This is a genomic window from Bradyrhizobium sp. MOS002 (assembly GCF_003020115.1).
Lineage (GTDB): Bacteria > Pseudomonadota > Alphaproteobacteria > Rhizobiales > Xanthobacteraceae > Bradyrhizobium.
In genome coordinates this window covers 319839-346627 of record NZ_PYFX01000003.1, presented here as the reverse complement: position 1 = coordinate 346627, position 26789 = coordinate 319839, and the positions used below count along the sequence as shown (strand labels likewise).

Genomic DNA, 26789 nt, shown 5'->3' with positions numbered 1-26789 from the left:
CGGCTACGGTCCGGAGGAATTTATTACGGCGCCGGGATCGAGAGCAGGCTGGAAATGCTGCTGCCGCGGATGTCGTAGACGCGGGCGAACACCACGTCGTCGCGCTTGATCTCGACCAGCACGGGGGCGGTGAGGCCCTTGCAGTAGAACTCGCCGAGCGTCATGGCGAAATCGGCGGCATTGGAATCCCAGCCGATGGTGAAGTCGGGGCCGAGCGCGACCTGGGCGGGGCGCTGCGGACCGCACACGGCGACCTTCCATTTGCGGTTGCGCGGCGGCACTTCCTGGCGTTCGACCAGCTGCTCGCGCAATTCGTCCGAGGCCTGCTTCAGCGCGAGGCCCCAATAATCCAGCATGAAGCGGTCGTCGGCGCCGCGCACGGTGCCGGCGATGTGGTTGAAGTGAGTGTATTGATAGGGATGCAGGCGGATCATCTCGGCGAGCGAGAGCGCCAAGCCAAAGCAGAAGGTGGCGAGCACGACCGGCTGCCATGTGCGGTGATTGGCGCGCAGGCGCTCCATGGCCCAGCCAAAGGCGACGCCGCCCAGCACCGCCATCGGCGGGATCACGAAGACGAAATGGCGGATGCCGTTGTAGAGCGCCGGCCGCTTCACCATCGCGATCGCGAGTGGCAGGGTCGCGGCGAGCGTGAGCATCAGCAGGATGGTCTTGCGGCGGGCGGGAACCTCGCTACGCGGCAGCATAGCGAAGGTGCCGATCACGGCGCCGAACATCAGCACCAGCATCACCTCGGGCAGCTGAAGCGCGAACAGCGTCGGCAGATAGGACCAGGGCATGTCGGGCACGGATACGATCGCGCCGTCGAACATCTCCTTCCAGGGTTTCTCGAAGAAGTGCGAGAAGTAGGTCAGTGCCTCGAAGGGATTGCCGGGCTCCATGATCGACCACGGCCAGATCAGCCCCATCACGAGGTAGCCGAGCACGAGGCCGGGCAGCAGCACGTAGACGACATAAGCGAAGCGCCGGACCGATTCGCGCAGGCCCTCGGTGCGCAGTTCCTCCAGGAACAGCGGCATGAAGCCGATCACGGCATAGACCAGCGCAAGGCCGCCGAGGATGCGGGTGCCGAGCGAAAGGCCTGCACCAAGGCCGACGATCAGGATCGTGCGCGGCGAAGGCTGCGGATATTCTTCGGCGAGGCGGACGAGGCCCAACATGAGGATGATCATGGCCACCGCGAAGGGCGCATCCTTCGGGTTCATGAACATGTGGCCGTAGAAGATCGGGCAGAGCGCGAGCAGCAGGAGTGAGGCAAGGCCCGCAAGGGGACCGCCGATACGGCGGCCGAGCCGCCACGTCACCGCAAGTCCGATCACGCCGACGACGGCGCCGACCAGACGGCGCGTCTCGAACAGCTCGAGCGGAATCACCTTGTGCAGGAGGGCCGCGACCATGTCGAAGCCGCCGCCATACATGTAGAGGTTGGCGAAGGAGAGTGCCGCGGTGTCCTTGAAACCGGAACCGAACATGCGCAGCAGCAGGTCGGCATATTCCGCGTGGGTGTAGTCGTCCCAGCCGAGCCCGTAATCGCGGAAGGTCAAGCCAGCAATGACGGCGACCGCAGCCAGCACCAGCATGGCGAGATCGTCGCAAGTCCGTTCAACCGAGCGCCGCAGAGGCGTGTCGATCGCCGAAGTCGTGATGGATGTCATGGCTATTGGTGACCCGGAATCCCCTCTTGACCCTGCTGGTGCGCGCGGGCCTGCTCCCCGGAATTCCTATAGCGCAGTTCCATTACCAAGTAATTGGGCATTATGGCTAAATTCCTGATGCAGCGCAGCAAATCCGACCAACGCGAGAGCAGCTTCAAAGTAGCGAGCCGTAGCTGAAGGGAATGTGAATAAGTCCCTGATTTCCTTTCCTTTAGGAACGCAGGCTATAATTCGACGTTGGCGTGGAACACCGGATGACGGTATCGTTGCGTAACGAGGGTCGCGTGTGGCTGCGCGGCCGGGGGTGAGTTCGATGGCGTTGGCATTGTTGATCGCGGGGATTTTCGCCGTTTTGGCGGGCCTCCTTGCGATCCTGTTCGGCTTCACCGTCAGGGAATTCAGTCTCGGCAGCACCCTCATAATCTCCGGGACCATCGGCGTCTGCTCCGGAATGTTACTGGCCGGCCTCTACGTCGTGGTCGCGGAATTGAAGGGCATGGCCCGCCGGCTGGCTGGGTCAATCGCACCGTCCGACGTTCGGGTCAGGCCCGTGCTGCCGGGTCTCGGGATGGCTGGAACGCCAGCCCCCGCGCCTGAGTCGGCGAGCGCCGGGAAGATGGAGCCGGCGCCGCCGTTGCCGGCCGCAGGACCGCCGCCCTGGCAGAACGAAGCAGCCGCGCGCGAACGTCCGCGCGTCGAGCCTCCGCCAACACCGGAAGCTCCGAGCCCGCCTGAGGTTCCGGAACCGCCGCGCCGGCGCAACCTGTTGTTCGCCTCGACCTCCCGCAAGGAGCGCGAGCGCGCGGAGGCGAAGACCGGCGAGGGCTTGCCGCCGCTGCCGCACGTCGAGCCGTCGGCGGAGCCTGCCGCCCCGGAGAGTCCGCCTGCGAGCTTTGACGACGCCTGGCCGAAGCCGGACCGCATGAGGCCTCCGGAGCCGCCGGCAGCCGCGCGGCGTCCGCCACCGCGCTCGCCGTCGACCTTCGCGGAGGCTGCTCCGCCGCCTGCACCCGAGCCTGCGGCAGCGGCCGAGCAGGCGCCCGTGACGGTGCTCAAATCCGGCATCGTCGACGGCATGGCCTATTCGCTTTATTCCGATGGCTCGATCGAAGCCCAGATGCCGGAGGGGATGATGCGCTTTGCCTCGATCGACGAGTTGCGCTCTCACCTCGACCAGCGCGGGGCTTGAGGGCTGGCGCAGGCAAATCTGGCGCAAGCAAGTCTGGCGAAGGCAAGTAAAGCGCTGGCGTTCTTGTCACTTCGTCAGTAAATCAGCCCATACTCCTCAGTCGTCCCGTTTCAGCCGAACGTATTGTTGACACGGAATACTTTGGCGTCGTCAATCCCGTGCGACGCAGGGTGGAGAAAGGTCGGGCCGATGTCGGATGCCGGGGCGAAGAATTTCATTGAGCTGACGGCGAGCATCGTGTCGGCCTATCTCAGCAACAACCCGACGCCTGCGGCTGAGATTCCGAACCTGATCAGCCAGGTGCATGGCGCGCTGGTGCGCGTTTCGTCAGGCCGCACCGAGACGGCGCCGCTCGAGCCGGCGAAGCCGGCGGTCTCGCTGAAGAAGTCGATCGCGCCCGATTATCTGGTCTGTCTGGAAGACGGCAAGCGCTTCAAGTCGCTGAAGCGCCATCTTCGCACCCAGTACAACATGACGCCGGAGCAATATCGCGAGAAATGGGGCCTGCCGGCCGACTATCCCATGGTCGCGCCGAACTATGCGGTGGCCCGCTCGCAGCTTGCGAAGCAGATGGGACTGGGGCAGCAGCAGCGGAAGCGGAAGTAGATTTTCTACGAGGCTTCCGCGAGCGCCTCTTTCGCGTCGGTCTTGATGCGCTCGACCATCGAGCGCAGGCCGTTGGAACGCTGCGGCGTCAGATGATCGCGAAAGCCGAACTCGTCGAATACGGCAATGGCGTCGGTCGCAAGAATCTCTTGCGGCGTGCGGCCGGAGTAAAGCGACAGCACGATCGCAACCAGCCCGCGCACGATGTGGGCGTCACTGTCGCCGCGATATGTCAGGATCGGCGCGCCGCCATCGCGATGATCGATCAGCTTCTGTAGCCAGACCTGGCTGACACAGCCATTCACCTTGTTCTCGGCCGAATGCTCGGCCTCGGACATCGGTTCCAGGGTGCGGCCGAGCTCGATGACGTACCGATAGCGGTCGTCCCACTCGTCCAGAATCTCGAAATTATCCCTGATTTCGTCGATCGTCGTCATGCTGGCCCAAAGTTCCCGTTCAGGCCAATATAGGGACGCAAGCGTGTGAAATCGATAGGGTTTGGGCGCTAATTCGCTGTCGCGGGCGCCGGGCCGCGCCATTCCAGCGCGAGGTCGTCCTGGGACAGGGTGTCGCGCGGCGCCTCGCTCGCAGCGAGGTCGCCTTCGCTGGCCAGCGCGATCGAGCCGGTGTGATCGGGCGCCTTCTTGTCGGGCTTCTCGAGCTGCTCTTTCTTGTCGTTGATGATCTGGTAGATCTTCTTCGCGCCGTCCTGCGCGCGCTGGCCGATGATGGTCGCAGCCTGTCCGCCGACCTCGCAGGCCGCCGGCTGGCGCTTGCAGAACTGGGTCATGTCCGAGACGGCCGCAGTCGCAGCCTGGACCGCGTCGGCAGCGCCGATCTGCGGCAGCTTGTCCGATTCGGGCGTCTTGTCCCGCGGCAGGAGCACCAGCACCAGCCCGAGCCAGAATGTGATGCGAAGCAGAAAGCGCATCTTGCGACCTGTATGTTAGCGCCCGCCGCGGCGATCTCCGCGGATGTCGGACCTAGCAACTCTCGATAAATCGCAAGTGATTGCCTTCCGCTTAATTCGCGGAAAATTGACGCAAAAATCTTCGCAATCGACAGTCTCGTAAATTTTCGATTGACGTCCTCTTCCGTGGTTCTGCCGCCACGCCCGTCCACCATTTCGAAACCATGCGGATCACGGTGAAACCCTGTGTTCACCATCCTCGCCGATGACGTCGTCAAATCGCCTAAAAAGCCCTGCGATGACACCGTGTCCGGCGGCGCGCCGAGCTGCCTTAGTGTTCGTTTAAGGTCGCTCTGACACGGTGGCTCAACGATAAGGAGGCGTTCCGGCGCGTCTTCCCGACGAATGAGCCGAAGCGCGAGACCCGTGACAGTTTTGAGTATCATCCGCGATTGTCTCGATGCGCTGCTGCATCCCTCCGCGCGTTACGACGCGCTGACGCGAGCGCGCCATCGTGCCTTCATGGCCCCGCGGCTGCTCGGCAGCCTGGCCGCCTTCGCCGCATTCCCGGTCTATCTCGCCATGCGCGGCGCGCCGAGCGCGATCGAGGTCGCAGCCTTCGCCTGGCTGATTGCGCCGATCCTGTTGTCCTGGTTCCTGTCGCGCACCGGCCGTTACGAAGGCGCGCATGTGCTGTCGTCGCTGGCGCTCACAGGCCTGATCATGGCGGTTGCGGTGACGACCGGCGGCATCGAATCATTCGCCGCGATCTGGCTGGTCGTGGTTCCCCTCGAAGCTGCGCTGTCGGCCTCGCGTCGCGTTGCGGCCTTTGCATCGTTGCTGGCGCTGTCCTGCGCCGGCATCCTGATTCTCGTCAGCCAGCTCGGCTGGTTGACCATTGACGACACCAGCGCCGCGGAACGCGGCGTGCTGATGGCGTTCGGCGTCGCCTCGGCGACGCTCTATGCCGCAGGCCTGGCCTTCGGTGCGGAATCGCTTGCGCGCACCAGCGTTGCGCTGCTGTCGCGTGAGGAGGAGCGCTACCGCCTCCTGGCGCGGAACATGAGCGACGTCATCTCGCGGCATCAGCGCAACGGCGCGGTGCAGTTCATTTCACCGGCGGTGGAAGCCATGCTCGGCGTGCCCGTCGCGCAACTGCTCGGCCATGGCTTGTTCGATCGCGTCCATGTCGCCGATCGCCCGGCGTATCTCACGGCGCTGTCCGATGCCGCGCGCGGTGACGTGCGTAGCGTCGAGTTCCGGTTGCGCCGGGAGCGTGCCGGCTCGGAGCGCGGCCAGGTTGATTTCATCTGGGTCGAGATGCGCTGCCGCCCGCTCGATCAGGATATGGGTCGTGATGCCACGCGCGAGGCCGATGTCGTCGCCGTGATGCGCGACGTCACCGATCGCAAGCTCTCCGAGCAGGCGTTCGATCAGGCGCGCAGCGCTGCAGAGGCGGCCGACGCCGCCAAGACGCGTTTCCTCGCCACCATGAGCCATGAGCTGCGCACGCCGCTCAATGCCATCATCGGCTTCTCCGAGATGATCACGCAGGAGCAGACCTTGATGCTGGGCGCGGCCCAGCGGAGGGAATACGCCCAGCTCATCAACGATTCCGGCCAGCATCTGCTCTCGGTCGTCAACGGCATCCTGGACATGTCCAAGATGGAATCGGGCAATTTCGAGATTGCGTCGGAACCGTTCGCGCCGCGTGCATCGTTGATGCATTGCTGCAATCTGCTGGCACTGAAGGCGCGGGAGAACGGCGTCGATCTCGTCACCGATGCGCCGCAGGACCTGCCTGTCATGACCGGCGATCCGCGCGCCTTCAAGCAAATCGTGCTCAACCTCGTCGCCAACGCCGTCAAGTTCACCGAGCGCGGCGGTCAGGTCACCGTCACAGCCGCGGTCTCGGGCTCGCAGCTTGCGCTGCGCGTCAGCGACACCGGTATAGGCATCGCGCCTGACGATCTCAAGCGGATCGGCGCGCCGTTCTTCCAGGCCGGCAAGACCTATCAGCGCCGTCACGAAGGCACCGGCCTCGGACTTTCGATCGTGAAGAGCCTGGTGGCGTTGCATCTCGGCGAATTGACGGTACAAAGCAGACTCGGCGAAGGCACTGTCGTCACCGTCAGGCTGCCGCTCGTCTACATGCCGCAGGCCAAGACTTCTGATGGCAAGACTTCTGACGGCAAGACATCTGATGGCAAGATGTCCGACAGCAAGACGAGCGAGGGCAAGATCGCGACCTTGATGCCGGTGTTGCGCCAGGAATTTCAGGACCATCCTCACGACCAAGTTCAGGACCAACCCGCTCTGGTGAAGAAAAGTGCCTAAGAAGTCTGCCAAGGACGAAACCGCTCCGCGCCGCCGTGGCGCCAAGGCCGCGGTCATCGATGTCGAGACCGAGCGCAATCTCGTGCTGCGCGTGCTGCTGCATAGTCCCAAGGACACGCTGGCCGGTCTCGTCGCCGTTGCCGCCATCGGCGCGATCGTTGCCAATGCACTGTTCCTTCAAACCGGCCGGCATCCGGCGCCGATGTTCGGCACCGTGATCAATCTTCCCGCGCCGTCGTCCCTGCCGCTGTCGAACCCCTTGCCCCGTTCGCGTCCTGTGGGCGCCGATACCTCGCCGCTCGAGCCGAGAGCGACGGAGTTTCGTGCCGAGCCCAAACCTGCCGAGCGCGCCGAGAAGTCGCCGGAGAAGCCCGTCGACGCGACCGCATCGACGCCGCGCTCGGGCGATCCCATGACCAATCTGGTCAAGCAAACGATTTCGGCGCCGCCTTCCGTCGCGCGTCCACCGGCGCCGATCCCCGTGCAGCAGGGCCCGGCCGCGCGGCGCATCGCCGGCGTGCAGCGCGCGCTGTCCGAATACGGCTACGGGAATTTGAAGATCACGGGCGCGATGGGCGCCGAGACCCAGTCAGCGATCCAGAAATTCGAGCGCGAGCACAAGATGCAGGTCACCGGCCAGGTCTCCGACCGCCTGCTCCGCGAGCTCGGCGCCGCGATCGGCCACCCGGTCGAATAGTCTACGCTTCGCCGAGACAGAAGCCTGAAGGCTGGTGCTCATTGCAGCACTGGCTTATCGTGCGTCCATGCGTTTGAAATCAAACATCTGGGTCTCAGCCTATCTGCGCCGGTGCCAGACCGAGGGCGTGTACGGCGCGGTGCGTCGTCGCGGCGCGGAGGAGGCGGGCGCGGTGTTCGTGAAGGTCTCGCTGCTTGACGGCAACGCGATGCTCTATGTGCCCGCGCCGCAGACCTCCTATGACGACGGTCGGCCCGTCGATCGCTTCTTCGTGCCGCTTGCGCCGCAGCCGATGCCGGAGCCCGCGGTGGAGGAGCGTCTGACCAAGGAGATCCGCTTCGACTCCGACATCTGGATCGTCGAGACCGAAGACCGCGCCGGGCGGCATTTTCTCGAACTGGCGAAGGCCTAACGATCCGATCCGTCAGTCCCCGTCCGGACCGCGGGCGCGGAGCCGGGCTGCACGCTCGGGCGCGTCTGGCTTGCGCCCGCCCGCGCGCGCTGGCGCTCGCTGTCGTGCAGCGACGGCTGGTACTTGGCACGGGTGACGGCGAGCGTCGAGCCGCGCCAGGCGGCCAGCATCACCAGCGCCGAGCGGTCGCTGAGACGATCGTAAAGTCGCGACAGCCGGTACACGTCGGTCACCGAGTTGCCGATCTCCGGCTTGAAGAACAGCAGGATGCGCTGGAACACCGGGCTCGGCATGTCGAGCGCGCGCGCGGCGACCGCGAGCGCTTCGCCGCTTGCATCGTCGACGATCTGGGCTGCGACACGCGAGGGCAGGATCAGGCTGTCGCCGAGCTCGGAGGTGAAATTCTCGACATCGCCCGCGATCGCCGCCATCTCGAGGATCTGGATCGCGCGCTTGGCGCGCACGGTCGGAATCCGCGGCGCGGCCTTCAGCGGGGTCTGCGCCAGATTGTGCAGGATGAGCGCGCGCTCGGCGGCGCCGGCGCGGAAGAACATGTCGTGGATATCGGCTGCGTCCTTTGGCTGCATCGCCATGTTCGAGGCCATGCGCAGCTCGGCGTCGGTTGGCGTGCGAGCGGGCAAGGGGGCAGGAGGGGGGCCAAGGGCGGGCGCCGGGATTTCGCGTGCGAGCGGAACCCTGCGTCCCTCCTGCGCGGCCGACAGTCCGAGCTTCTGCATGATCGGGGCGGGCGTCGATGGATAGATCGCAAGCCGCGCCTTGACGGCCGCGCGCGTCGCGTCGTCGACCTGGTCGATCAGTCGTGTGGCGAGCTCGACGAACTGGCGCTGCTCGTCGTCGCTGTGGGTGCTCGACTGGACATAGAGGTCGGTCAGCACGCGCAGCAGCGTCGGACGAACATCGACGCCTTCGCGACGGGAGAGGGTCATCAGCCCGTCGAATCCTGGAAACAACGACTTGGTCATGGAGAGATACGCGACCTGGAAGAGATACTCGCCGGCAGCCTATCGCGGGCTCCTTTAAAGGCTCGTTAAGGAAAACGAGGCGTGAAGCCGAACGGGCGCTTTGACGCGTTCTCGTGCCGCAACGGGACGCCGGGTCCCGCCCGTGCGGTTACGGTCCGGCCGGCACGTTTACACCCCGTTAACCATGAACTGATCTTAATGATCGCATGTTGCAGAGGCGCGCCGGGTCGCGCGGCAATTGAAGAGAGCTGATATGGGGACCATCATCGAATTTCCGGCCGGTCGCCGGGTGAGCGCGTCGGGGGACGTGGCTCCGCGCGCGGACATGGGCACGATTTTGATCCTTCCCGTGATCCGCATCGAGCGCGAGAGCGACGAAACCAGCGGCGATCACGGGCCGGAGCAGGGCACAGCGCCGGGGCGCCGTCGTCGTCGCCGCTAGCCTTCGGCCCTTGCAATGCCGGAGAACCTCCGCCAGATCCGGCCCGTCGTAACGGCCATCATGCTCGCATCGCTTGGCGCGACGCTTGCCGCCTGTAGCGGCGGCGATTTCGGCCGGACCCGCGCCGACATGCGCAGCGACGACATGCATCGCTGGCTTGGCGCGGAAGTCACCTCCAGCGTCGGCCTGAAGCCATCCCAATTCCAGCTCACCGACGAAGAGCGCCAGCTTCGCGACCTCGCCTATCCGCTGATCGAGCCGCCACTGTCGCGGCCCGCATGGAAGAGCGTGTTCGGCGACTACAAGGCGCTGCCCTCGCCCTGGCGGCAAAAGATCGTGTTCGACCGCACCATGTATGGACGCACACTGATCGACGAGCCGCACCGTTCGCATTCTTCGCGCTATACGCAGCTGATGGAGGACGTGCGCAACGACATCACCCGCTTCGAGCCGTTCTTCGCCTCCGCGATCCGCGTCATCGACCTCGACAAGAAGCGCAATGCCAGCATGGCGCGCGTCTCCTCCCTCTCGCCGAAGGAGAGGGAGGACGCGGTCGAGCGCATGCAGGAGAATTCGCTGATCATCCAGTGGGTGCAGCAGTGCCTCGAGCAGCGCGTCTCGTCCTATCGCTGGGGTCTGGAGCGGCTGGTGATCCAGGCGCCCGACGGCATGGCCGCCGATGCCGACCGCCTGATCGGCGAGCTCGCCGCCCAGACCGCCAACCCGCCGGTTGCGGCCCAGCCGCCCTACGGCCGCGCGGTCGTCTCGAAGGGCTAACCCAGCTAGTCGCACAAGGGCGATATGGTCGCCTGCACTGGAGCCGTGGCCTCGCTCGCCGACGCGCGTCCCCAGATCATCACGGCGACGATGTGAACGACAAGGAACGCGGCTGCGACCGCCAGGAGCCAACGCATTTCACTGCGCTGCGGAGACCGAACCGTCAATCTTGCCTCAGCTGTCCTGTTCGCAACGACCATTCTGGTTCTCCGGAATCATGTTTGAGTTCTTTGGTGAGCAAGTGCTCGTAATGGCGCAGGACGCGGTCTGCCTGGTGCCGTCGCGAGGCGTGCAGCGCCGACATGATGAAGGCGAAGACGCCTCGCGATTCCGGTTCGACGTGGCGGTTGGGGACCTGAAAGGCCGCTCCGGACCAAACTGACATGTTGCTCATGGTCGAACCCGATCGGTCAGAAGAACCCGGCGCTGAGATCCAACCCGTGGGTCAGCGACAGCAGCCATACGAACAGGACGGCTCCGCAGCACGTAGTGAGCTGCTTGAGAACATGTGCCCGCAACGAAGACGCGGGGAATGCGCGAGCAAAAGCGCTCCCGATGGCGGCGGTTGCGAGGGCTCTCATGATGATCTCCGGAGCGTGGGCTAATGGCCGGGCCTGATCGACCGCCGCGCTTCGCGCGTGAACTCGTCGAACCGTTGCCGGCGCCGGCGGGCTTCCTCGACTTCCCAGAACGCCCAAACGAAACACGCCCCCAGGCAGGCTGAAATCAGCATGAGCAAAAACGCTTGATCGCTCGCGGTTTGAATCATGAAATGTCCAATGCAAATAAAAACCAAATCGAAGCAAAGGGTGCGCCAACGCGGCTTCGCTCAAGGAATGTTGATCGCCGGCAGTGGGCCGGTGGGAAGAATCGAGACGTCGGTGGCTTGCTTCTGCGCGAACATGGCCAGCAACATCAGCGCGATCAGAAAGACGTAAGACGCGAGACGCCATCGCTTTGGTTCGGGCCGATGGTCGTCCGTATCGAGGCAGCGCGCGCCAGTAGCCGTCGGCATCGTTCATCTCCTGATGTCGTGACGATGAGAAAATCAGTCATCCCGCATCGCCGCATCATCGGAACCAATGAAACGCAGTCGTTGTCGGCGAGTTTTTTTGCGTCTGGAGATCTCACACGGCATGCGTAGCGCGGCGCAAGCCGGCGGCGCCGGCAAATGACGACGATTTAGGCGTATGGCAGGTGACGAATTAGCCGACAGCGCCTTGTGCGGGCAGAAGCGGCGGCGTCGCGCTTTGCAGCAGGCGAAGCAGATCCGTTTGCCTCGTCGTGTTCGTCTTGGCAAAGATGCGCTGCAGGTGAGAGCGCACCGTTGGCTCGCCAATGCCGAGCATGTCGGCGGCCTCTTTCGCGCCGAGACCTTGGGCGAGCGTCATCAGCACGCGGAGCTCGCCGCCGGTGAGCTTGTAGAGCCTCGCAAAAGCCTCGCCCGGCATCATCGGCACCTCGGCGGGGTCCTTCATGAAGACGGCTACCGATGCGGCAAAGGGGGCGAGAATTCCGCTGCGCTGACCGCGATCGACAGGAAGCAGGGTGGCGATGTAGCCGGCGCCGTCGATATCGGGGATCGCGAGCGAGTGTCCGCTCAAATCCGCATCGTCGCGGGACGCTTCGTCGATGGCCTTGGACAGCGCGTTGCGGGCGGCGGCGTCGGTCGGAAAGATCCGGTTGCCGAGGACACGAACGGCGTTGCCGGTCTTGATCTGCCGCTCGGCAGTCTCGTTCATGTAGACGACCCGGCCGTCGCGCGCCGTGAGGAAGACACCGACGGCAAGCATGTCGAATGTCCGCTCCAGCATCTCCGACCGCAGCGTCCTGAGGTCGAGTGCGTCAGAGATGGTGAGGGCGCGGCAGACATGAGGGGACAGCATCTTGAACAGGTTGATGTCCAGCTGCCGGTAGCGATGCGCCTTCGCCGTCCGGGAGGCATGCATGGAGGCCATGCGCCCGCCGGTCCGCAGAGCTGGAAACCAGATGATGTCCTGCAATCCGTGAGGCTGGAGAATGTCCCGGTAGAACCGGCTTTCGAGCAGCTCATCGAGATCGTTCATCGAGAGCGCGCTGACATGACCGATGTCGGCGACGATATCCGCGGCCGCCATCGGCGTCTTCGCGTAGTTCTCGCCGAGCTTTTCCAGAAATGTCTGCTCGTAGCCAAACACGAACAGCTGGTCGTTCTGGACGTGCTTCATGTCGTGAACGCAGATGCCGCCCGCCGTACTCTCGCACAGATCGGCGATCTTCCGACAGGTGGCTGCCCAAAGCTGCGGATTGAGGGCGCAGTCGTAGATGGCGCCGATGGTGTCGGACAACGCTTGGGCGGAAACTCCCTCTAAACCGATCATGACGCCTCTTTCATTCTTCTTTGATTAGTTTTTAGGCAAACAACCGGCCTAATATACATAACACATGAATTGATGGATTTACGAGCGCTACTTTGCGCTGCAATAAGGATGCGCTAGCGCTGACGAGGCGATCCCTTCGCGTTCGCCACGGCCGCTCGGCCGCGCGTAGACTTGGCGCGCTGCTTCTGCAGCTTCCCGACAAAATCCTTCAGCGCATCCGTCAACGGCACCGAGGCACGGTAGGCGAGCCCGACCTCGCGCCGGACCTTGACCTCGATCTCGCGCACGGCGACGTCGGGATGGCCGCGCGCCACGCCTTCGGGGACGATGGCGATGCCGACGCCGGCGGCAACCAGCGCCATCGCCCAATCTTCCGATTGCGCAACCGCTGCGGGCCGGCGCCGCTGCCCGGTGCGGCCAAAGAATGCGCTTTGCTCGCAATGGCAGCGATCGATCAGCGGAGCGTCGACAAGATCGGCGGTACGAAGCTTCTCCTTCAGCGTCAGCGGATGCGACGGCGGCAGTGCCGCGACATAACGCTCGCTCCACAGCGCGACGAAGTGCTCGTCGGCGCGCAGCATGGTCTTCGAGATGATCCGCGCGTCGGCGCGCTCGTCGCTGCCGACGAGGCGGAGTGCGATGTCGGCGCGCGCCGTCAGCGGCTTGAGCAGTGCGATCGTTCTGGGCACGTCGAGCGTGCGCATCAGGCCGAGCGTGAGAGTGGTCTTGGTCGCCGGCTTCCTGAACATGCTGCGTGCGGCATCGGCCTCGTCGATGATGCGGCGGGCCAGCGCATGAAACTGCTCCGCCGAAGCAGTCGGCGCGACGCCCTTCTTGTGCCGGATGAACAGCGTTGTGCCGAGCTCGGCCTCCAGATGGGTGATCGCCGTGGAGATCGACGGCTGCGACACGAAGCAGGCGCGTGCCGCGACGGTCAGGTTGCGTTCGCGGTAAACGGCGGCGAAGTAGCGAAGCTCGCGGATGTCCATAGGATATTCCTAGAGATACTATCAATAGTCGATATTTTACCTATAGGTCGAACGATGACAAGAACGCTCTGCTCACAACAGACAGGGACGCGCGATGAAAATTCACCATCTCAACACCGGCACGATGTGCCCGATGGGGCGGCGCCTCGTAAACGGCGCCGGCAGCCTGTTCCAGCGCGCCCGCCTGGTTTGCCATTGCCTGCTGGTGGAGACCGCTCACGGGCTCGCCCTCGTCGATACCGGCATCGGCCTCGGCGATATTGCGACACCCGACCGGCTGGGACGGCGATGGCTGCGGCAGACCGCGCCAAAGCTCGATCCCGCCGAGACGGCGGTCGCGCAGGTGAGGGCGCTCGGCTATTCACCCAAGGACGTACGCCACGTGCTGCTGACGCATCTCGACCGCGATCACGCCGGCGGCGTGCCCGACTTTCCCCACGCGGCGATCCACGTCCACCGCGCCGAATACGACATGGCGGTGCTGCGCAAGCCGGCGCCGCCCGAGGGGCGCTATGTCACGGGGCAGTGGAGCCATGGACCGAGCTGGAAATTCTACGATGAGCCGGGCGAGGACTGGTTCGGCTTCAAGGGCGTGCGCGCGCTCGGCGACAGGGAGGCCGACATCCTGATGATCCCGCTCGCCGGCCACACGCTCGGCCATTGCGGCATCGCCGTGCGATCAGGCGGCAAATGGCTGCTGCACGCCGGCGACAGCTATTTCCATCACGGTCAACTCGACGCATCGCCGCGTATGCCGCTGATGCTCGGATATTTCCAGCGCAAGGCCGACATGGACCGAAGCGTGCGGATCGCCAACCAGGCTCGCCTGCGCGCGCTGAAGCTGAACCACGGCGATCGCGTGAGCATCGTCAACAGCCACGATCCCGCTGATTACGAGCGCTGCAGGTGCGGCGCACATTGAGTGCGCTGCTCGGGCCGGTCAACGCTGTCCGTCGTGCACGGAGATCGCGGATGCCGCGAGGCCACCGATGCGCGCGTGAGGCCGGCCGCCGGTCGCCATCACGAGCCCGAAGGCGATCTCGTCGCGCCGTGGTGAATCCCACAGCGTCATCTCCGCGGTGCCGAAATGGCTGCGGACATAGGCCGCGTGAATGTGGCCGAGCGGGACCATCAGGCGCGTGCCAGGACCGCCGATGGTCTTCGCCGCCGGAACGATCGCCTTGGGCTGACCGAGCACCTCGCGCATGCCCTGGCCGCCGGCCTCGTGCCAGACCGCGCCGTGCTCCAGCTCGCCATCCTCGCCGACGATGATGCCCTTGCCATAGGCTTCGATCTGCGCGGCGCCGCCGAGCTGCGCGATCAGCCCCGTTGCGAGCTCGCGCCCGAGTTCGCGCAAGGACGCCTGAAACGGCATCAGATCAGGCTCATAGCGGCCCGCGAAGGGATTGCGGATCACCGCAATGGCGGTCCCGACCAGCAGCGGCTTCTCCCGCCGGGGACCGCGCTCGTGCCAGATGGTCTCGACGCTGAGCGCGGTCTTGCGGATGTCATGGGACACGTCTTGGACCACCTCTTGGACCACCTCTTGGGACGACATGCGCAGGCTCTATGCTTCGTCGATGACGGGATTGCGCAGCACGCCGATGTTCTCGATCTCGACCTCGACCACGTCGCCGGGCTTGAGGAAGACCGGCGGCTTGCGGGTGAAGCCGACGCCGGCCGGCGTGCCGGTGGCGATGACGTCGCCGGGGACGAGGTCGAAGATGGTCGAGCTGTACTCGATCAGCCGCGGGATCGAGAAGATCAGCATCGAGGTGTCGGAGGATTGCACCACCGCGCCGTTGACGCGCGTCTCGAGCTTCAATTTGGTGGGGTCGCCGATCTCGTCCGGCGTCACCAGCCACGGTCCGAACGGGCCGGTGCCGACGAAGTTCTTGCCGGAGGCGATCTGCTGGGCGTGGCGCTGCCAGTCACGCACGCTGACGTCGTTGTAGATCGAGTAGCCCGCCACGTGATCCCAGGCGTCGGCCTGGCTGATGTGACGGCCGCCTTTGCCGATGACGACGGCAAGCTCGCCCTCCCAGTCGAAATTGTCCGAGACTTTCGGCCGGATCACCGGCGCGTCGTGCGCGACCTGGGAGCGCCAGACCCGGAGGAAGATCGGCGGAAATTCCGTGATCTCGCGCTTCATGCCGAACGCCACGGCTTCATTGTGGTGGTCGAGATAATTGCGCACGGCGCAGACGATCTTCTCCGGACGCGGGATCACCGGCAGATATTTGACGTCGCTCAGCGCCATTGTGGGCTTCTGCCCGGCGACGATGGCCTCGCGCCGCGCATAGTCATCGCTGCCGAGGAAGTCCGCGAGCGTCTGGTACTGGGGCAGGGCGCGACCGAGATCCACGACGCCATTTTCGACAACCGCGCCCCAGCTTTCGCGATTTCCTTCCAAGAACGACAGCAGCTTCATGGTTACGCCCCAAAGGTTGGTATTTTCGATCTTACCTATTATTTTCGAAAATCAGGCGGGGCGCAAGCCCAGGGCGATAAAAAGCCGTTGCCGCCTATTCGGTATCGAGCAGATGCGCGGCGTAGGTCGCCACGTTGTCGGCGGTCGAGCGGATATGCGTCTCGATCAGCTGCACCGCGAGATCCGAATTGCGTGAGATGGCGGCCTGCATGATCGCCTGGTGCTCGCCGGCCTTGTCGCGCGGACGCGGCCGGAAATTGGCCGACAGATGCCGATAGCGCTCGGCGCGATCGAACAGCTCGGCGCGAATGGCAAGAAGGGTCGCGGAGCCGCAGGCGGATACCAGCGCCTGGTGGAATTGGCGGTGGGCGATCTTCCATTCGGGATCGCGTAGGGGATGTTCGGGATCGCGCTGCTCGATTCGCTTCAGTCTGTGCAGGGTCGAGATGACGGCGATTTCCCAATCGTCGTTGCCCCGCTCGATCGCGCGGCGGATCAATTCCACCTCGATCAGCACCCTCGCATCGGTGACCTCCACCAGATCCTGGCGGCTGACGGGCGCGACACGATATCCACGCTGCTCCTGGGCGTCGACCAGGCCTTCGGCGGTGAGCGCCGTCAGTGCCTCGCGCAGCGTCGTGAAGCTGACGCCGAACCGTTCGCGCAGGACGTCGAACCGCAGCGGCTCGCCCGGCGCCAGGCCGCAGGCAATGATCTCCTCACGCAGCCGATGGGTGATGTCGGCGGCGATGGTCTTGCCGAATTCCTTGCGGGGGCGAATGGCGCTGTCGGACATGGTTTCCGTCATTGAATCGGTGGCTCAACATGCCGCGCCAACGAGCATCTTGCAATAATTTTCGTAAACGGTATGATTTTCGAAAATATGGCTCGGGGAGCGGTGACATCATGAGAGCGGTGCTGGTGCGTCAGCCGGGTGGGCCGGATGCACTCGAATTGGTCGAGCTTCCGGTGCCTGTGCCCGGACCCGGCCAGGTGCAAATCCGGGCCGAAGCGTTCGGGGTGGGGCAGCCCGATGTGCTGATCCGGCGTGGCGTCTACAAATGGATGCCGCCGCTGCCGGCCAATCCCGGCAACGACGTCGCCGGCAGCATTGCCGCGCTCGGGTCCGGCGTCGAGGGGTTCGCGATCGGCCAGAAGGTGCTGCTGAGCGCGCGCGATCTGTCGCAGCGCGGCGGCTGCTACGCCGACTATGTGGTCGCGCCGGCGGACGCCGTTCATGCGCTGCCCGACAATGTCGATCTACAAGCGGCCGTGTGCCTGTCGAACTATCAGGTCGCCTACGCCCTGCTGAACGAGTGCCGCCATCCGCGCGCACCGGCGAGCGTGCTGGTGATCGGAGCTGCCGGTGGTGTCGGCACCGCGCTGGTGCAACTCGCCAAGCTGGCGCAGTTGAATGTCATCGGCACGGTCTCCACCGAGGAGAAGGCCGCATTCGCGCGGGGCAACGGCGCCGATCATGTCATCTACTACCGCCGCGAAGACGTGGTTGCGCGAACCCGCGAGCTGACCCACGGCGAGGGCGTCGGCCTCGTGCTCGATCACGTATGTGGGCCCGAGTTCACCGGCTATCTCGGCGGGCTCGGCAAATGGGGGACGCTGCTGTCCTACAACGCCTTCGCCGGATTGCCGGAAGAAAACCTGATGGCGGCGATGCGCGACCATCTCGATATCTGCCCGGCGATCCGCTGCTTCTCCTTCCACATCTACGACCACGATCGCGACGGGCGTCGCGCACTGATGCGCAACGTGATCGATGCGCTGAGCCGCAATGCGATCAAGCCGGCGATCTCAGCGGTCCTGAAGCTCGACGAGGTCAGGCAGGCCCACACGCTGCTCGAGCAGGGCTCGGCGCTCGGCAAGATCATCATGACGCCATGAGGGGGTGGATTGCACGATGACGACACAAGCACCCATTGCACGCTTCACCCGGCTGCGGCACGCGACCTTCGCCTCGCCCGATCCCGAGCGGTTGCTCGATTATTACCGGGCCGTGATCGGTCTCGGCCTCGTCGGCCGCGACGGTAACCGCATCTTCCTTGCGAGCGATTCCGAGCAGCTTTCGCTGGTGATCGAACCCGGAGACGCGGCGCTGACGAGCATCGCCTTCGAGATATCTCCTGATGTCCAGATCGAGGCACTCGGCGCCGCGCTGAAGCAGGCCGATCTGCGGCCCGAACTGCAAAGCGATCCCTTGCCAGGCGTTTCCAAATCGCTGTCGTTCAGCGACCCCGAAGGCACGCGCTTCGAGTTGATCCAGGGCTGGACGCCGACGCCCGCGCAGGAGCGGATCGGTGCGCTTGCCGTCACCAAGCTCGGCCATGTCGCCCTTCGCACGCCCGATCCGCTTGCGACGTCGAAGTTTTGCGCAAGCGTCATGGGTTTGCGGGTCTCCGATTGGGTCGAGGACCGCTTCGTTTTCATGCGCAGTGGCTACGAGCATCACACGCTGAATTTCGCGCGTGGTCCCGCCCGCGGCCTGCATCATCTCGCATTCGAATTGCGCGGCGCCGCCCACATGCAGCAGGCGTGCGATCATTTGGCGCGCCACAAGTTCGATATCCTCTGGGGCCCGGTCCGTCACGGCCCCGGACACAACACCGCCGTCTATCACCGCAACCCCGATGGGCACTTGGTCGAGCTGTTCTACGATCTTGATCGCATGATCGATGAAGAGCTCGGCTATTTCGACCCGCGCCCCTGGCACCGCGATCGTCCGCAGCGGCCAAAGGTCTGGGTCGGGCTGCCGCGCGATGTCTGGGGTCTGCCGCCATCGCCTGAATGCACCGAGTTCGCCCGTTAGCGGATTCGCGATCGACCTGAAGAATGCCGCGCTGTTGCGGCCAACGACATAACAATCGAAGGGAGAGCATCCATGCGAGGGATGAAGCGGCTTGCTGCGGCCATTTTTCTGCTTTGCGGCTTTCTTGGCAGTTTTCTTGGAAGTTGTCTTGCGACCGGCCCGGCGTTTGCCGACAATTATCCGTCGCGCCCGATCCGACTGCTGCATGGATTTGCCGCTGGCGGCGCGGCCGACACGCTGTCGCGCATCATCGCCGACGGACTCTCGAAAAAGCTCGGGCAGCCGATCATCGTCGAGGCCAAGCCCGGTGCCGGCGGCAACATCGCCGCGGATGCGATCGCGAAAGCAGCGCCGGACGGCTACACGATCGGGCTCGTCACCGGCGCTCACGCCATTTCCGCGGCGACTTACAAGAGCCTCGCCTACCAGCCGGCCGAGAGTTTCGAGATGATCTCGACGCTGGTCTATTACGCGCTCGTCATCGCCGTGCGTAGCGACTATCCGGCAAAATCGCTGGGCGAGCTCGTCGCCATGGCAAAGCAGAAGCCCGGCGCGCTCAGCTTTGGATCGGTCGGTTTCGGCAGCACGCACCATCTTGCAGGAGAGCTGTTGAACGCGGCCGCCGGCGTCGAGATTGTGCACGTGCCTTATCGTGGCGATTCTCAATCGGTCACCGCGCTGCTCGGCGGAGAGGTTCCGGTGATCGTCGGCACGCCGGTCCTGCTCGCCGCGCAAATCCAGGGCGGCGCGATCCGCGGTCTGGCGGTGACCTCGCCGACGCGCACCGCATTGTTGCCTGACGTCCCGACGGTCCAGGAAGCCGGTATCAAGGGATATGACGTGCGCACCTGGGCCGGCCTGCTGGCCCCGAAGGGAACGCCGCCCGCCATCATGGCCGCCCTCAACGCGGCGACGCTCGACGCACTCAGGGATCCCGACCTCAAGCAGCGTCTGGAGACCGCTGTCGGCGGCGAGGTTCGCGGCAGCTCGCCGGAGGAAATGAAGCAACTGATTGAGACCGAGATCAGCAAATGGACGGGCGTGGTGGAGCGGGCGAAGATCCCGAAGATCTGACGATCGAAAGTATAGAAGTGAACAGAGTGCCGCCCTCAGCCTGCGGTATTTCACAGCGCAAGAACAGGATTGCCGCGCCGGCATACATTGTTCGACGACCGGCTTGAATGTCGGGCTGCGGCGTGCGTCATTGATCGCTCGGGAGGAGAGCGTGGCCGCCAAAGCAATCAGGCATTCGATGCGGGCGTTGATCGTTGCGGCTTGCCTGGTCGCGGCTGCCCAGTCCGCGGCCCAGGAAGACAAGAAAACCGACGACGACAAGCCTGCCGATCCCGACACCGGCGAGAGCACGGTCGAGGAGAAAACGCTCGGGCTGCTGCCGAACCCCTGGCAAAAGTACGGGGTGAAGTTTGCGGCCACCTATATCGGCGAGGTGCTCGGAAATCCGACCGGCGGACTGAAGAAAAGTGCGGTCTATGAAGGCAGGCTCAATCTCGCCGTCGATCTGGATTTCGAAAAGCTCGTCGGCATCGACAAGCTGACCTTTCACGCCAACATGTTTCAGATCCACGGCGACGGCCTCTCGCGCTCGAATCTGCAGAATTTCTTCGTCGTCAGCGGGATCGAAGCATTGCCCTCGACGCGACTCTACGAGGCCTATTTCGAGAAGCAGTGGGGCGACAAGAAACTATCGCTCAAGCTCGGGCAGCTGGCGGCCGACAGCGAGTTCTTCAATACCAAGTACACGGATGTTTTCACCAACGCCTCGATGGGTTGGCCGGCGATCACGTCGCTTGCCCTGCCAAGCGGCGGGCCGTCGCCGCCCTTGGCGGCCGTGGGCGCGCGCCTCCTGTGGAACGTGACAGACCAGTTGTCCGTCCTTGGCGCGATTTTCGACGGCGACCAGGCCGGGCCTGGTCCCGGCGATCCGCAGGAGCGTAACCGGTATGGCGTCAATTTCCGGGTCAACGATCCGCCGCTTCTGCTCGGCCAGGTTCAATATGCCTGGAACAACAGGAAGGGTGACCCGAACTTGACCGGCCAGATCAAGGTCGGCGGCTGGCGTCATTTCGGATCGTTCGGGGATCAGCGCTTCGCATCCAACGGCGTCTCGCTGGCCGCGCCAACGAGCAGCGGGGAACCGCGGCTCTTGTCGGGCGATATCGGAGCTTGGGCGGTCTTCGAGCAGCAGATTTATCGGGTGCCGAACAGCGACGATCGCGGCATCGGCATTTTCGCGCGCGTGTCCGGCGCGCCGGCTGACCGCAATCTGGTCGATGTCTATGCAGATGGTGGCGTCGAGCTGATCGGGCTCAGCAATGCGCGCCCTGACGACAAGTTCGGCATTGCCGCCGGATATGCGCATGTCTCAAAACGGGCCCAGACGCTCGACGCCGATTATGCCGGGTTCGTCGACCCGCGCTGGCCGGTGCGAAGCTTCGAGGGGCTGCTCACGGCCGTCTATCAGTACCAGATCAAGGATGGCTGGACCGTTCAGCCGAACTTTCAATACATCGTCCATCCCGGTGGCGGCGCGACGGCTCCGGCAAGTCCGCTGCCGGGAAGGGCATTGCGAAATGCCTCGGTCTTCGGATTGCGCACGACCCTGAAATTTTAAGTCGAGGCGAGCGCGAGCGAGGCCATGCCGGCAATCATCGCGCCTCGACCACCTCGCCATTCTCCTTCACGAACCGGGCAACAGGATGGTCCAGGAGATCGATGACGGCTTCCGAAGGCCGACACAGGCGTGTGCCCTTGGGCGTCACCACGATCGGACGGTTGATCAGGATGGGGTGTGCGAGCATCTGGTCGATCAGCTCGTCGTCGGACCATTTGGGGTCGTCGAGGCCGAGCTCCTTGTAGGGCGTGCCTTTCTCGCGCAGCAGCGCGCGAGCGGAGATGCCGAGGGCCTTGACCAGCTCGACCAGCTTTTCGCGGGATGGCGGCGTCTTCAGATATTCGATGACGACGGGCTCGGCGCCGCTCTGCCGGATCATCGCCAGCGTGTTGCGCGAGGTGCCGCAGGCGGGGTTGTGATAGATCGTGACGCTCATGATCGGGCCTCAACCGCAGTGGCCGCCTTGCCGGCGCCTGCTTCGTACCAGCCTCTGGTCGCCTTCACGATGCGGACGACGGATAGCATCACCGGCACCTCGACAAGAACGCCGACCACAGTTGCAAGCGCTGCGCCTGAGTCCAGACCGAACAAGCTGATCGCGGCAGCGACGGCCAACTCAAAGAAGTTGCTCGCGCCGATCAGCGCTGCAGGAGCGGCGACACACCAGGCCACGCCAAACCGCCGGCTGAGCCAATACGCCAGGCCCGCATTGAAATAAACCTGGACGAGGATCGGCACCGCGAGGATCGCGATCACGCCCGGCTGCCTGACGATCTGCTCTCCCTGAAAGCCGAACAGGAGAACCAACGTCGCCAGAAGCGCAACGAGAGAAAGGGGTTGCAGCGTCCGCAGGCTGCGGGCCAAAGCATCGCCGCCCTTTTGCAGCAGCACCCTTCGCCACACTTGCGCGACGATCACCGGGACCACGATGTACAGCAAGACTGACAGGAGCAACGTGCCCCAGGGGACGCTGATGGAGGCCACACCGAGCAGCAGTCCCACGAGCGGTGCGAACAGGAAAACCATGATCACGTCGTTGAGCGCGACCTGGCTCAGGGTATAGTGCGGCTCCCCCTCGCACAGGTTGGACCAGACGAACACCATCGCGGTGCAGGGCGCGGCGGCCAGCAGGATCAGGCCCGCGATATAGGACGGGATCTGGCCCGCCGGCAGCATGGGTGCGAACACTTGGCCGATGAAAAACGAGCTCAGCAGCGCCATCGAGAATGGCTTTACGGCCCAGTTGATGAAAAGGGTAACGCCCACGCCGCGCCAATGCTCACGGACCTGGCCCAACGAGCCGAAATCGATCTTCAGCAACATCGGCACGATCATGAGCCAGATGAGCGCCGCAACCGGCAGGTTGACCTTGGCAACCTCAGCGGTCGCGACCGCAGCAAAGAAGCCGGGCATGACATGTCCCAGCGCTACGCCGGCCACGATGCAAAGCGCAACCCAGAGAGTGAGGTATCGTTCGAAGAGTCCCATGGGCTACGCCACATCGTCATTGGAAAGGGACGCGCCATCGGAGCGGCCGATCTCGCGCAGCTTGGTGCCGAGCGACAGCTTGTCGATGCCCCTCAGCGGGAGGTTCACAAAGGTGGCGATCCGGTTCTTCAGGTAGCGGAAGGCCGTGACGAAGGCCGCCTGCCTCTGCAACTCCGTGCCTTCGGCAGCGGCGGGGTCCTCGATGCCCCAGTGTGCCGTCATCGGCTGACCCGGCCAGATGGGACAGGCCTCGCCCGCGGCGTTGTCGCAAACCGTGAAGACGAAATCCATCACGGCCGCGTCAGGGGCGGCGAACTCCAGCCAGCTTTTTGAGCGCATCCCGTCGTTGGGATAGCCCATGCTCTCCAGCGTGCGCAGCGCCAGCGGATGCACCGCGGCTTTCGGCGTGCTGCCTGCGGAGAACGCCCGAAAGCGGCCGGCACCGTCCTTGCGGAGGATCGACTCGGCAAGGATCGAGCGCGCCGAATTGCCTGTGCACAGGAACAGCACATTGAACATCTGGTCAGGCACGGCTTCGCTCCTTTCGTTTTGGCGAGCAGCAGGCTTGAAGGCTATCGACGACCGGCTCGCAAACTTCCGGCCGTCCGCCGCAGCAATCCCGAAGCAGGAAGACCGCAACGTCGCGGAATTCCGCAAGGTTGGCGCGATAGACGATCGAGCGGCTGTGTCGCTCGGAGGTGACAAGGCGCGCGCGTGTCAGGATCGACAAATGCGCCGAGAGCGTGTTCTGGGGGACCTCCAGCAGTCGGGCGAGATCGCCCGCAGCGAGCCCATCAGGCTCGTGCCTGACGAGCGTCCGGAAGGCCTCCAGACGAGTCGGTTGGGACAGCGCGGCGAGGGCCAGGACGGCTTCTTCGGTTTCCATATATCCAGATGTATGGAAATATTGAGGGCTCGTCAATCCGGAATTGCCGCCGTTGAGCGCTATATTTCGAATATTCCAGAAATATGGTTTGACAGTTTGGCATCTGCGGGCGCATCGTCGCGGCCATGAAGATCGATGACGCAGCAGCACGCCTCGAAGCCCTGGGTAACCGGACGCGACTCCAGATCTATCGTGCCCTGGTGCGGGCAGGGCACAAGGGCATGCCCGTCGGCCGCTTGCAGGACAAGCTGAAGATACCGGCGTCGACGCTGTCGCATCACATCAAGACCCTGGTCTCTGTCGATCTCGTCAGCCAGGTTCGGGAATCGACGACGCTGATCTGCCACGCGAATTTCGACGCGATGCGGGGCCTGGTCGATTTCCTGGCGGCGGAGTGCTGTGCGGACGAGGTCGGATGCAAGGACACACAAACGGCGGCCTGATTTTTTTGACAATTTATTCCATGATTCTAGAAAGATGGGAGAAGTAGGATGAACGGGAAGACGGTAGCCATCATCGGGGCGGGGCCGGTCGGCCTGGCCGCGGCCGCGCATGTGCTCGAACGCGGCATGTCGCCCGTCGTGCTGGAGGCCGGACCAGAGGCGGGGCACGCGATTCGCCAGTGGCAGCTGGTCCAGCTCTTCTCGCCGTGGGAATACAATGTCGACAAGGCCGCGGCGCGCCTGCTCGCGCCGACGGGATGGAATTCGCCGGACCCGAGCTCTTATCCGACCGGCGGCGAACTGCTCGATCGATATGTGACGCCGCTTGCGACGCGAACGCCACTGCGCGAGGTGATCCGGACATCCAGTCGCGTCTCGGCCATCAGCCGCGTCGGCTTTGACAAGGCGAAGACGAAGGGGCGTGACCAGGCGCCGTTCGAAATCCGCTACCAGAACGGCAAAGGTCCCGAAGTGCTGCGCGCGGATGCCGTGATCGATACATCAGGCACATGGTTCTCGCCCAATCCCGCCGGAGGCAATGGTCTGCCCGCGATCGGCGAGCGCGAATGCGCCGGCCACATCGCCTATGGCATGCCCGATGTCCGTGGTGCCGGCCGCGTCAGATATGCCGGGAAGACCGTTGCGGTGCTCGGCGCTGGCCATTCCGCGGTGGGCACGCTGATCGATCTCGTGCATCTCGCGGACGAGGTGCCGGGGACGCAAGCGATCTGGCTGTTGCGCGGCGCCGATCCCGCCAAGGCTTTTGGCGGCGGCCGGAATGACAAGCTTGCCGCGCGCGGAGAGCTGGGCTCCACCTTCGCTGCGCTCGTGACCGCGGGGAAGATCAAGGTCGAGACCGGATTCACCGTCACGCACCTGTCGGACTCCGAAGGCCGCCTCGAGATCGTGGCCGGCTCGGGTTGCGGCGCGCGAAGCGTGATCGTGGACGAGCTGATCGTCTCGACGGGCTTTCGTCCCGACTTTTCGTTCCTGTCCGAATTGCGCCTGCGGCTCGATCCCGCCATCGAAGCACCGGTCGCCCTGGCGCCGCTGATAGATCCCAACGAGCACAGCTGCGGCACGGTGCGCCCGCACGGCGCGCGCGAGCTCTCGCACGATGAGCCGGGCTTCTACATGGCGGGCATGAAGTCGTATGGCCGCGCGCCGACCTTTCTCATGATGACAGGGTATGAGCAGGTCCGCTCGATCGCGGCCGATCTCGCCGGCGACAAGAAAGCCGCCGCAAGGGTGGAGCTCGTGCTGCCGGAGACCGGCGTCTGCACGCGCGGCGGCGTCGAGTCCACTGAAGCCGCATCAGGATGTTGCGGTGGGCCGGCGAAGCAGGAACCAACGGCCTGTTGCGCCGCCGACGAAGCGGCGAAGAAGGCTGGCGCTTCGGGGTGCGGTTGTTCGTGAAGTTGGTTCTTGCAGGTGAAGCCGGAGAGTTGCCCATTGTGGCTGGTGCGCCGTTTCGGTCCGGGGGCGGGAGGACAGCATTCGTAACTTGAGCGGCCGGTCTCTGATCGCGGCGATGTGCATCGGCCAGGTCGGCAATCTGCTGCCGCATGTGACGTTGTCCGCGAATCTGGCGCAGCATCTGATGCCGGCGTGGGGCTTGTCGGCGGCCGAAGGCGGCTTGATGGCGAGCGGTTACGCGTTCGGCTACATGGTCGCGGTGCCCGTGCTGACGACGTTGACCGACCGGATCGACGCACGGCTCGTTTTGCTCTGGGGCTCGATCGTCAGCGGGCTTGCGACCGCCGCGTTCGGACTCTTCGCGGAAGGGTTTTGGTCCGCGACCGCGATCTGGTCCCTGGCAGGGCTTGGATTTGCCGGCGCCTACATGCCGGGCCTGAAGGCGCTGACGGACCGGCTTCCCGCCGGCGACACCTCACGCGCTGTCACGCTCTACACATCGAGCTTCTCGGTCGGCGTCGGTCTTTCGTTCCTGATCGCGCAAGTGATCGCCGACCGCTGGGGATGGCGGACCGCTTTCCTTGTCACCGGCTTCGGTCCGATCGCGATGGTCGTCGCGTGCCTTCTGATACAGGCGCAGCGGCCCGCGCCGAAGGCGGGACGTCTCTTGAACTTCGCGCCCGTCTTCGCCAACCGTGAGGCGCTCGGATACATCTTCGGCTACGGCGCCCATTGCTTCGAGCTCTACGGCATCCGCACCTGGCTGGTCGGGTTCTGGACCTTCGTCGTCGCGCATCAAGGCGCGCCGTCGTGGTTGAGCCCCGTCGTGCTGAGCTTCTGCTTTGCAGTGATCTCGATGCCGGCCAGCATCCTCGGCAACGAGGCTGCGCTGAAATTCGGGCGCCATCGCGCGATCACGGTCGTGATGATCGCGTCGGCCTGCGTGGCGCTGGTCATCGGACTCAACGCGACGGCGCCGGCATGGGTGCTCGCGCTGCTGCTGCTCGTCTACGGCCTGACCGTGCCGGCCGATTCCGGCGCCTTGACCGCCGGCATGTCGGCCGCCGCTGTGTCCGAACATCGCGGCGCGACCCTCGCCCTGCATTCGACGGTCGGTTTCGGCCTGTCGGCCGTCGGCGCCTGGGGCACCGGCGCCGCACTCGACGCAGCCGGCGGCCCGCAGAGCGCGACCGGCTGGCTGCTGGCGTTCATCGTGCTGGCGGCCGGGATTGCGCTGGGGCCGCTGGCACTGGTGTGGGCGCGGGCGCAACCGTCTCCAAGCGGCAGCGCGCGATGA

30 protein-coding genes are annotated in these 26789 nt (G+C 64.6%); 15 read left to right on the top strand and 15 right to left on the bottom strand.

The window, feature by feature from the left end; genetic code table 11:
- Positions 1–23: 23 nt before the first annotated feature.
- Entirely contained in the window at positions 24–1673 is a 1650-nt protein-coding gene (locus C7G41_RS10400) for a glycosyltransferase family 39 protein (RefSeq protein WP_106942475.1), read from the bottom strand.
- Positions 1674–1986: 313 nt separating this feature from the next.
- On the opposite strand from C7G41_RS10400, the gene C7G41_RS10395 reads away from it, so the two are divergent.
- Both C7G41_RS10395 and C7G41_RS10390 read left to right on the top strand, forming a co-directional pair.
- Positions 1987–2862 carry a hypothetical protein gene (locus C7G41_RS10395; RefSeq protein ID WP_106942474.1) on the top strand — a complete coding sequence of 292 codons (876 nt, stop codon included), beginning with the start codon at positions 1987–1989 and terminating at the stop codon, positions 2860–2862.
- Between the two features lie 189 nt (positions 2863–3051).
- A complete protein-coding gene (locus C7G41_RS10390) occupies positions 3052–3468 on the top strand; it encodes a MucR family transcriptional regulator (protein WP_036005917.1) in 417 nt (138 codons plus the stop codon).
- Between the two features lie 5 nt (positions 3469–3473).
- On the opposite strand, the gene C7G41_RS10385 is transcribed toward C7G41_RS10390, so the two are convergent.
- Both C7G41_RS10385 and C7G41_RS10380 read right to left on the bottom strand, forming a co-directional pair.
- Entirely contained in the window at positions 3474–3905 is a 432-nt protein-coding gene (locus tag C7G41_RS10385) for a SufE family protein (RefSeq protein WP_007608201.1), read from the bottom strand.
- A 68-nt stretch (positions 3906–3973) separates the two neighbouring features.
- Entirely contained in the window at positions 3974–4399 is a 426-nt protein-coding gene (locus tag C7G41_RS10380) for a DUF5330 domain-containing protein (protein WP_106942473.1), read from the bottom strand.
- Between the two features lie 384 nt (positions 4400–4783).
- On the opposite strand from C7G41_RS10380, the gene C7G41_RS10375 reads away from it, so the two are divergent.
- From C7G41_RS10375 to C7G41_RS10365, 3 genes are all read left to right on the top strand, one after another.
- Positions 4784–6715 carry a PAS domain-containing sensor histidine kinase gene (locus C7G41_RS10375; protein ID WP_106942472.1) on the top strand — a complete coding sequence of 644 codons (1932 nt, stop codon included), beginning with the start codon at positions 4784–4786 and terminating at the stop codon, positions 6713–6715.
- Positions 6708–7412, top strand: coding sequence for a peptidoglycan-binding domain-containing protein (locus tag C7G41_RS10370; protein ID WP_106942471.1), 705 nt, complete (start codon positions 6708–6710; stop codon positions 7410–7412). Before C7G41_RS10375 ends, C7G41_RS10370 begins: the two co-directional genes overlap by 8 nt.
- Before the next feature lie 67 nt (positions 7413–7479).
- On the top strand, positions 7480–7824 hold the full coding sequence (locus C7G41_RS10365) for a DUF1491 family protein (RefSeq protein WP_018458488.1): 345 nt from the start codon (positions 7480–7482) through the stop codon (positions 7822–7824).
- Here the strand turns inward: C7G41_RS10365 and C7G41_RS10360 are convergent.
- Positions 7821–8807: a DUF2336 domain-containing protein gene (locus C7G41_RS10360; protein WP_106942470.1), complete on the bottom strand. Its 987-nt coding sequence runs from the start codon at positions 8805–8807 to the stop codon at positions 7821–7823. The two genes, C7G41_RS10365 and C7G41_RS10360, sit on opposite strands and share 4 nt — an antisense overlap.
- Before the next feature lie 253 nt (positions 8808–9060).
- On the opposite strand from C7G41_RS10360, the gene C7G41_RS10355 reads away from it, so the two are divergent.
- Both C7G41_RS10355 and C7G41_RS10350 read left to right on the top strand, forming a co-directional pair.
- Positions 9061–9249 carry a hypothetical protein gene (locus tag C7G41_RS10355; RefSeq protein WP_027516916.1) on the top strand — a complete coding sequence of 63 codons (189 nt, stop codon included), beginning with the start codon at positions 9061–9063 and terminating at the stop codon, positions 9247–9249.
- A gap of 15 nt (positions 9250–9264) precedes the next feature.
- A complete protein-coding gene (locus C7G41_RS10350) occupies positions 9265–10026 on the top strand; it encodes a hypothetical protein (protein ID WP_106942469.1) in 762 nt (253 codons plus the stop codon).
- 601 nt (positions 10027–10627) lie between these two features.
- On the opposite strand, the gene C7G41_RS37730 is transcribed toward C7G41_RS10350, so the two are convergent.
- The 4 genes from C7G41_RS37730 to C7G41_RS10330 form a co-directional block, all read right to left on the bottom strand.
- Positions 10628–10795: a hypothetical protein gene (locus tag C7G41_RS37730; protein WP_199198292.1), complete on the bottom strand. Its 168-nt coding sequence runs from the start codon at positions 10793–10795 to the stop codon at positions 10628–10630.
- Between the two features lie 60 nt (positions 10796–10855).
- Positions 10856–11041, bottom strand: coding sequence for a hypothetical protein (locus C7G41_RS10340; RefSeq protein ID WP_106942467.1), 186 nt, complete (start codon positions 11039–11041; stop codon positions 10856–10858).
- Between the two features lie 190 nt (positions 11042–11231).
- The gene (locus tag C7G41_RS10335; protein WP_106942466.1) at positions 11232–12386 is read right to left on the bottom strand and encodes a LuxR C-terminal-related transcriptional regulator; all 1155 of its coding nucleotides are present in this window, start codon (positions 12384–12386) and stop codon (positions 11232–11234) included.
- A gap of 113 nt (positions 12387–12499) precedes the next feature.
- Entirely contained in the window at positions 12500–13375 is an 876-nt protein-coding gene (locus C7G41_RS10330; protein ID WP_106942465.1) for a LysR family transcriptional regulator, read from the bottom strand.
- A gap of 94 nt (positions 13376–13469) precedes the next feature.
- Here C7G41_RS10330 and C7G41_RS10325 point away from each other — a divergent pair, with 94 nt between their 5' ends.
- The gene (locus tag C7G41_RS10325) at positions 13470–14297 is read left to right on the top strand and encodes an MBL fold metallo-hydrolase (protein WP_106942464.1); all 828 of its coding nucleotides are present in this window, start codon (positions 13470–13472) and stop codon (positions 14295–14297) included.
- An 18-nt stretch (positions 14298–14315) separates the two neighbouring features.
- Here the strand turns inward: C7G41_RS10325 and C7G41_RS10320 are convergent, their stop codons facing one another.
- The 3 genes from C7G41_RS10320 to C7G41_RS10310 form a co-directional block, all read right to left on the bottom strand.
- Complete coding sequence (locus C7G41_RS10320; RefSeq protein ID WP_245446499.1) at positions 14316–14933, bottom strand: amino acid synthesis family protein; 618 nt, start codon at positions 14931–14933, stop codon at positions 14316–14318.
- 9 nt (positions 14934–14942) lie between these two features.
- Positions 14943–15806, bottom strand: coding sequence for a fumarylacetoacetate hydrolase family protein (locus C7G41_RS10315; protein WP_106942463.1), 864 nt, complete (start codon positions 15804–15806; stop codon positions 14943–14945).
- 94 nt (positions 15807–15900) lie between these two features.
- Complete coding sequence (locus tag C7G41_RS10310; RefSeq protein ID WP_106942913.1) at positions 15901–16602, bottom strand: FCD domain-containing protein; 702 nt, start codon at positions 16600–16602, stop codon at positions 15901–15903.
- 110 nt (positions 16603–16712) lie between these two features.
- On the opposite strand from C7G41_RS10310, the gene C7G41_RS10305 reads away from it, so the two are divergent.
- From C7G41_RS10305 to C7G41_RS10290, 4 genes are all read left to right on the top strand, one after another.
- Entirely contained in the window at positions 16713–17705 is a 993-nt protein-coding gene (locus tag C7G41_RS10305; RefSeq protein ID WP_106942462.1) for a zinc-dependent alcohol dehydrogenase family protein, read from the top strand.
- Positions 17706–17721: 16 nt separating this feature from the next.
- Positions 17722–18627 (top strand): VOC family protein, encoded by a 906-nt coding sequence (locus C7G41_RS10300; protein ID WP_106942461.1) that lies wholly within the window; start codon positions 17722–17724, stop codon positions 18625–18627.
- Between the two features lie 72 nt (positions 18628–18699).
- Positions 18700–19701, top strand: a complete 1002-nt coding sequence (locus C7G41_RS10295; protein WP_106942460.1) for a tripartite tricarboxylate transporter substrate binding protein — start codon at positions 18700–18702, stop codon at positions 19699–19701.
- Positions 19702–19879: 178 nt separating this feature from the next.
- Complete coding sequence (locus tag C7G41_RS10290; protein ID WP_106942912.1) at positions 19880–21259, top strand: carbohydrate porin; 1380 nt, start codon at positions 19880–19882, stop codon at positions 21257–21259.
- A gap of 34 nt (positions 21260–21293) precedes the next feature.
- Here C7G41_RS10290 and arsC read toward each other — a convergent pair whose 3' ends face one another.
- Genes arsC through C7G41_RS10270 form a run of 4 tightly spaced genes read right to left on the bottom strand, consistent with a single transcriptional unit; the run spans position 21294 to position 23633 of the window.
- On the bottom strand, positions 21294–21695 hold the full coding sequence (gene arsC / locus C7G41_RS10285) for an arsenate reductase (glutaredoxin) (RefSeq protein WP_106942459.1): 402 nt from the start codon (positions 21693–21695) through the stop codon (positions 21294–21296).
- Positions 21692–22747, bottom strand: a complete 1056-nt coding sequence (arsB, locus tag C7G41_RS10280) for an ACR3 family arsenite efflux transporter (protein ID WP_106942458.1) — start codon at positions 22745–22747, stop codon at positions 21692–21694. The genes arsC and arsB overlap by 4 nt, the downstream gene beginning before the upstream one ends.
- Positions 22748–22750: 3 nt before the next feature.
- Positions 22751–23278: an arsenate reductase ArsC gene (locus C7G41_RS10275; protein WP_106942457.1), complete on the bottom strand. Its 528-nt coding sequence runs from the start codon at positions 23276–23278 to the stop codon at positions 22751–22753.
- Positions 23271–23633, bottom strand: coding sequence for a helix-turn-helix transcriptional regulator (locus C7G41_RS10270; protein WP_106942456.1), 363 nt, complete (start codon positions 23631–23633; stop codon positions 23271–23273). The genes C7G41_RS10275 and C7G41_RS10270 overlap by 8 nt, the downstream gene beginning before the upstream one ends.
- Before the next feature lie 125 nt (positions 23634–23758).
- On the opposite strand from C7G41_RS10270, the gene C7G41_RS10265 reads away from it, so the two are divergent.
- From C7G41_RS10265 to C7G41_RS10255, 3 genes are all read left to right on the top strand, one after another.
- Positions 23759–24076: a helix-turn-helix transcriptional regulator gene (locus C7G41_RS10265; protein WP_106942455.1), complete on the top strand. Its 318-nt coding sequence runs from the start codon at positions 23759–23761 to the stop codon at positions 24074–24076.
- Between the two features lie 48 nt (positions 24077–24124).
- A complete protein-coding gene (locus C7G41_RS10260) occupies positions 24125–25492 on the top strand; it encodes an NAD(P)-binding domain-containing protein (protein WP_106942454.1) in 1368 nt (455 codons plus the stop codon).
- 115 nt (positions 25493–25607) lie between these two features.
- On the top strand, positions 25608–26789 hold the full coding sequence (locus C7G41_RS10255) for an MFS transporter (protein WP_106942453.1): 1182 nt from the start codon (positions 25608–25610) through the stop codon (positions 26787–26789).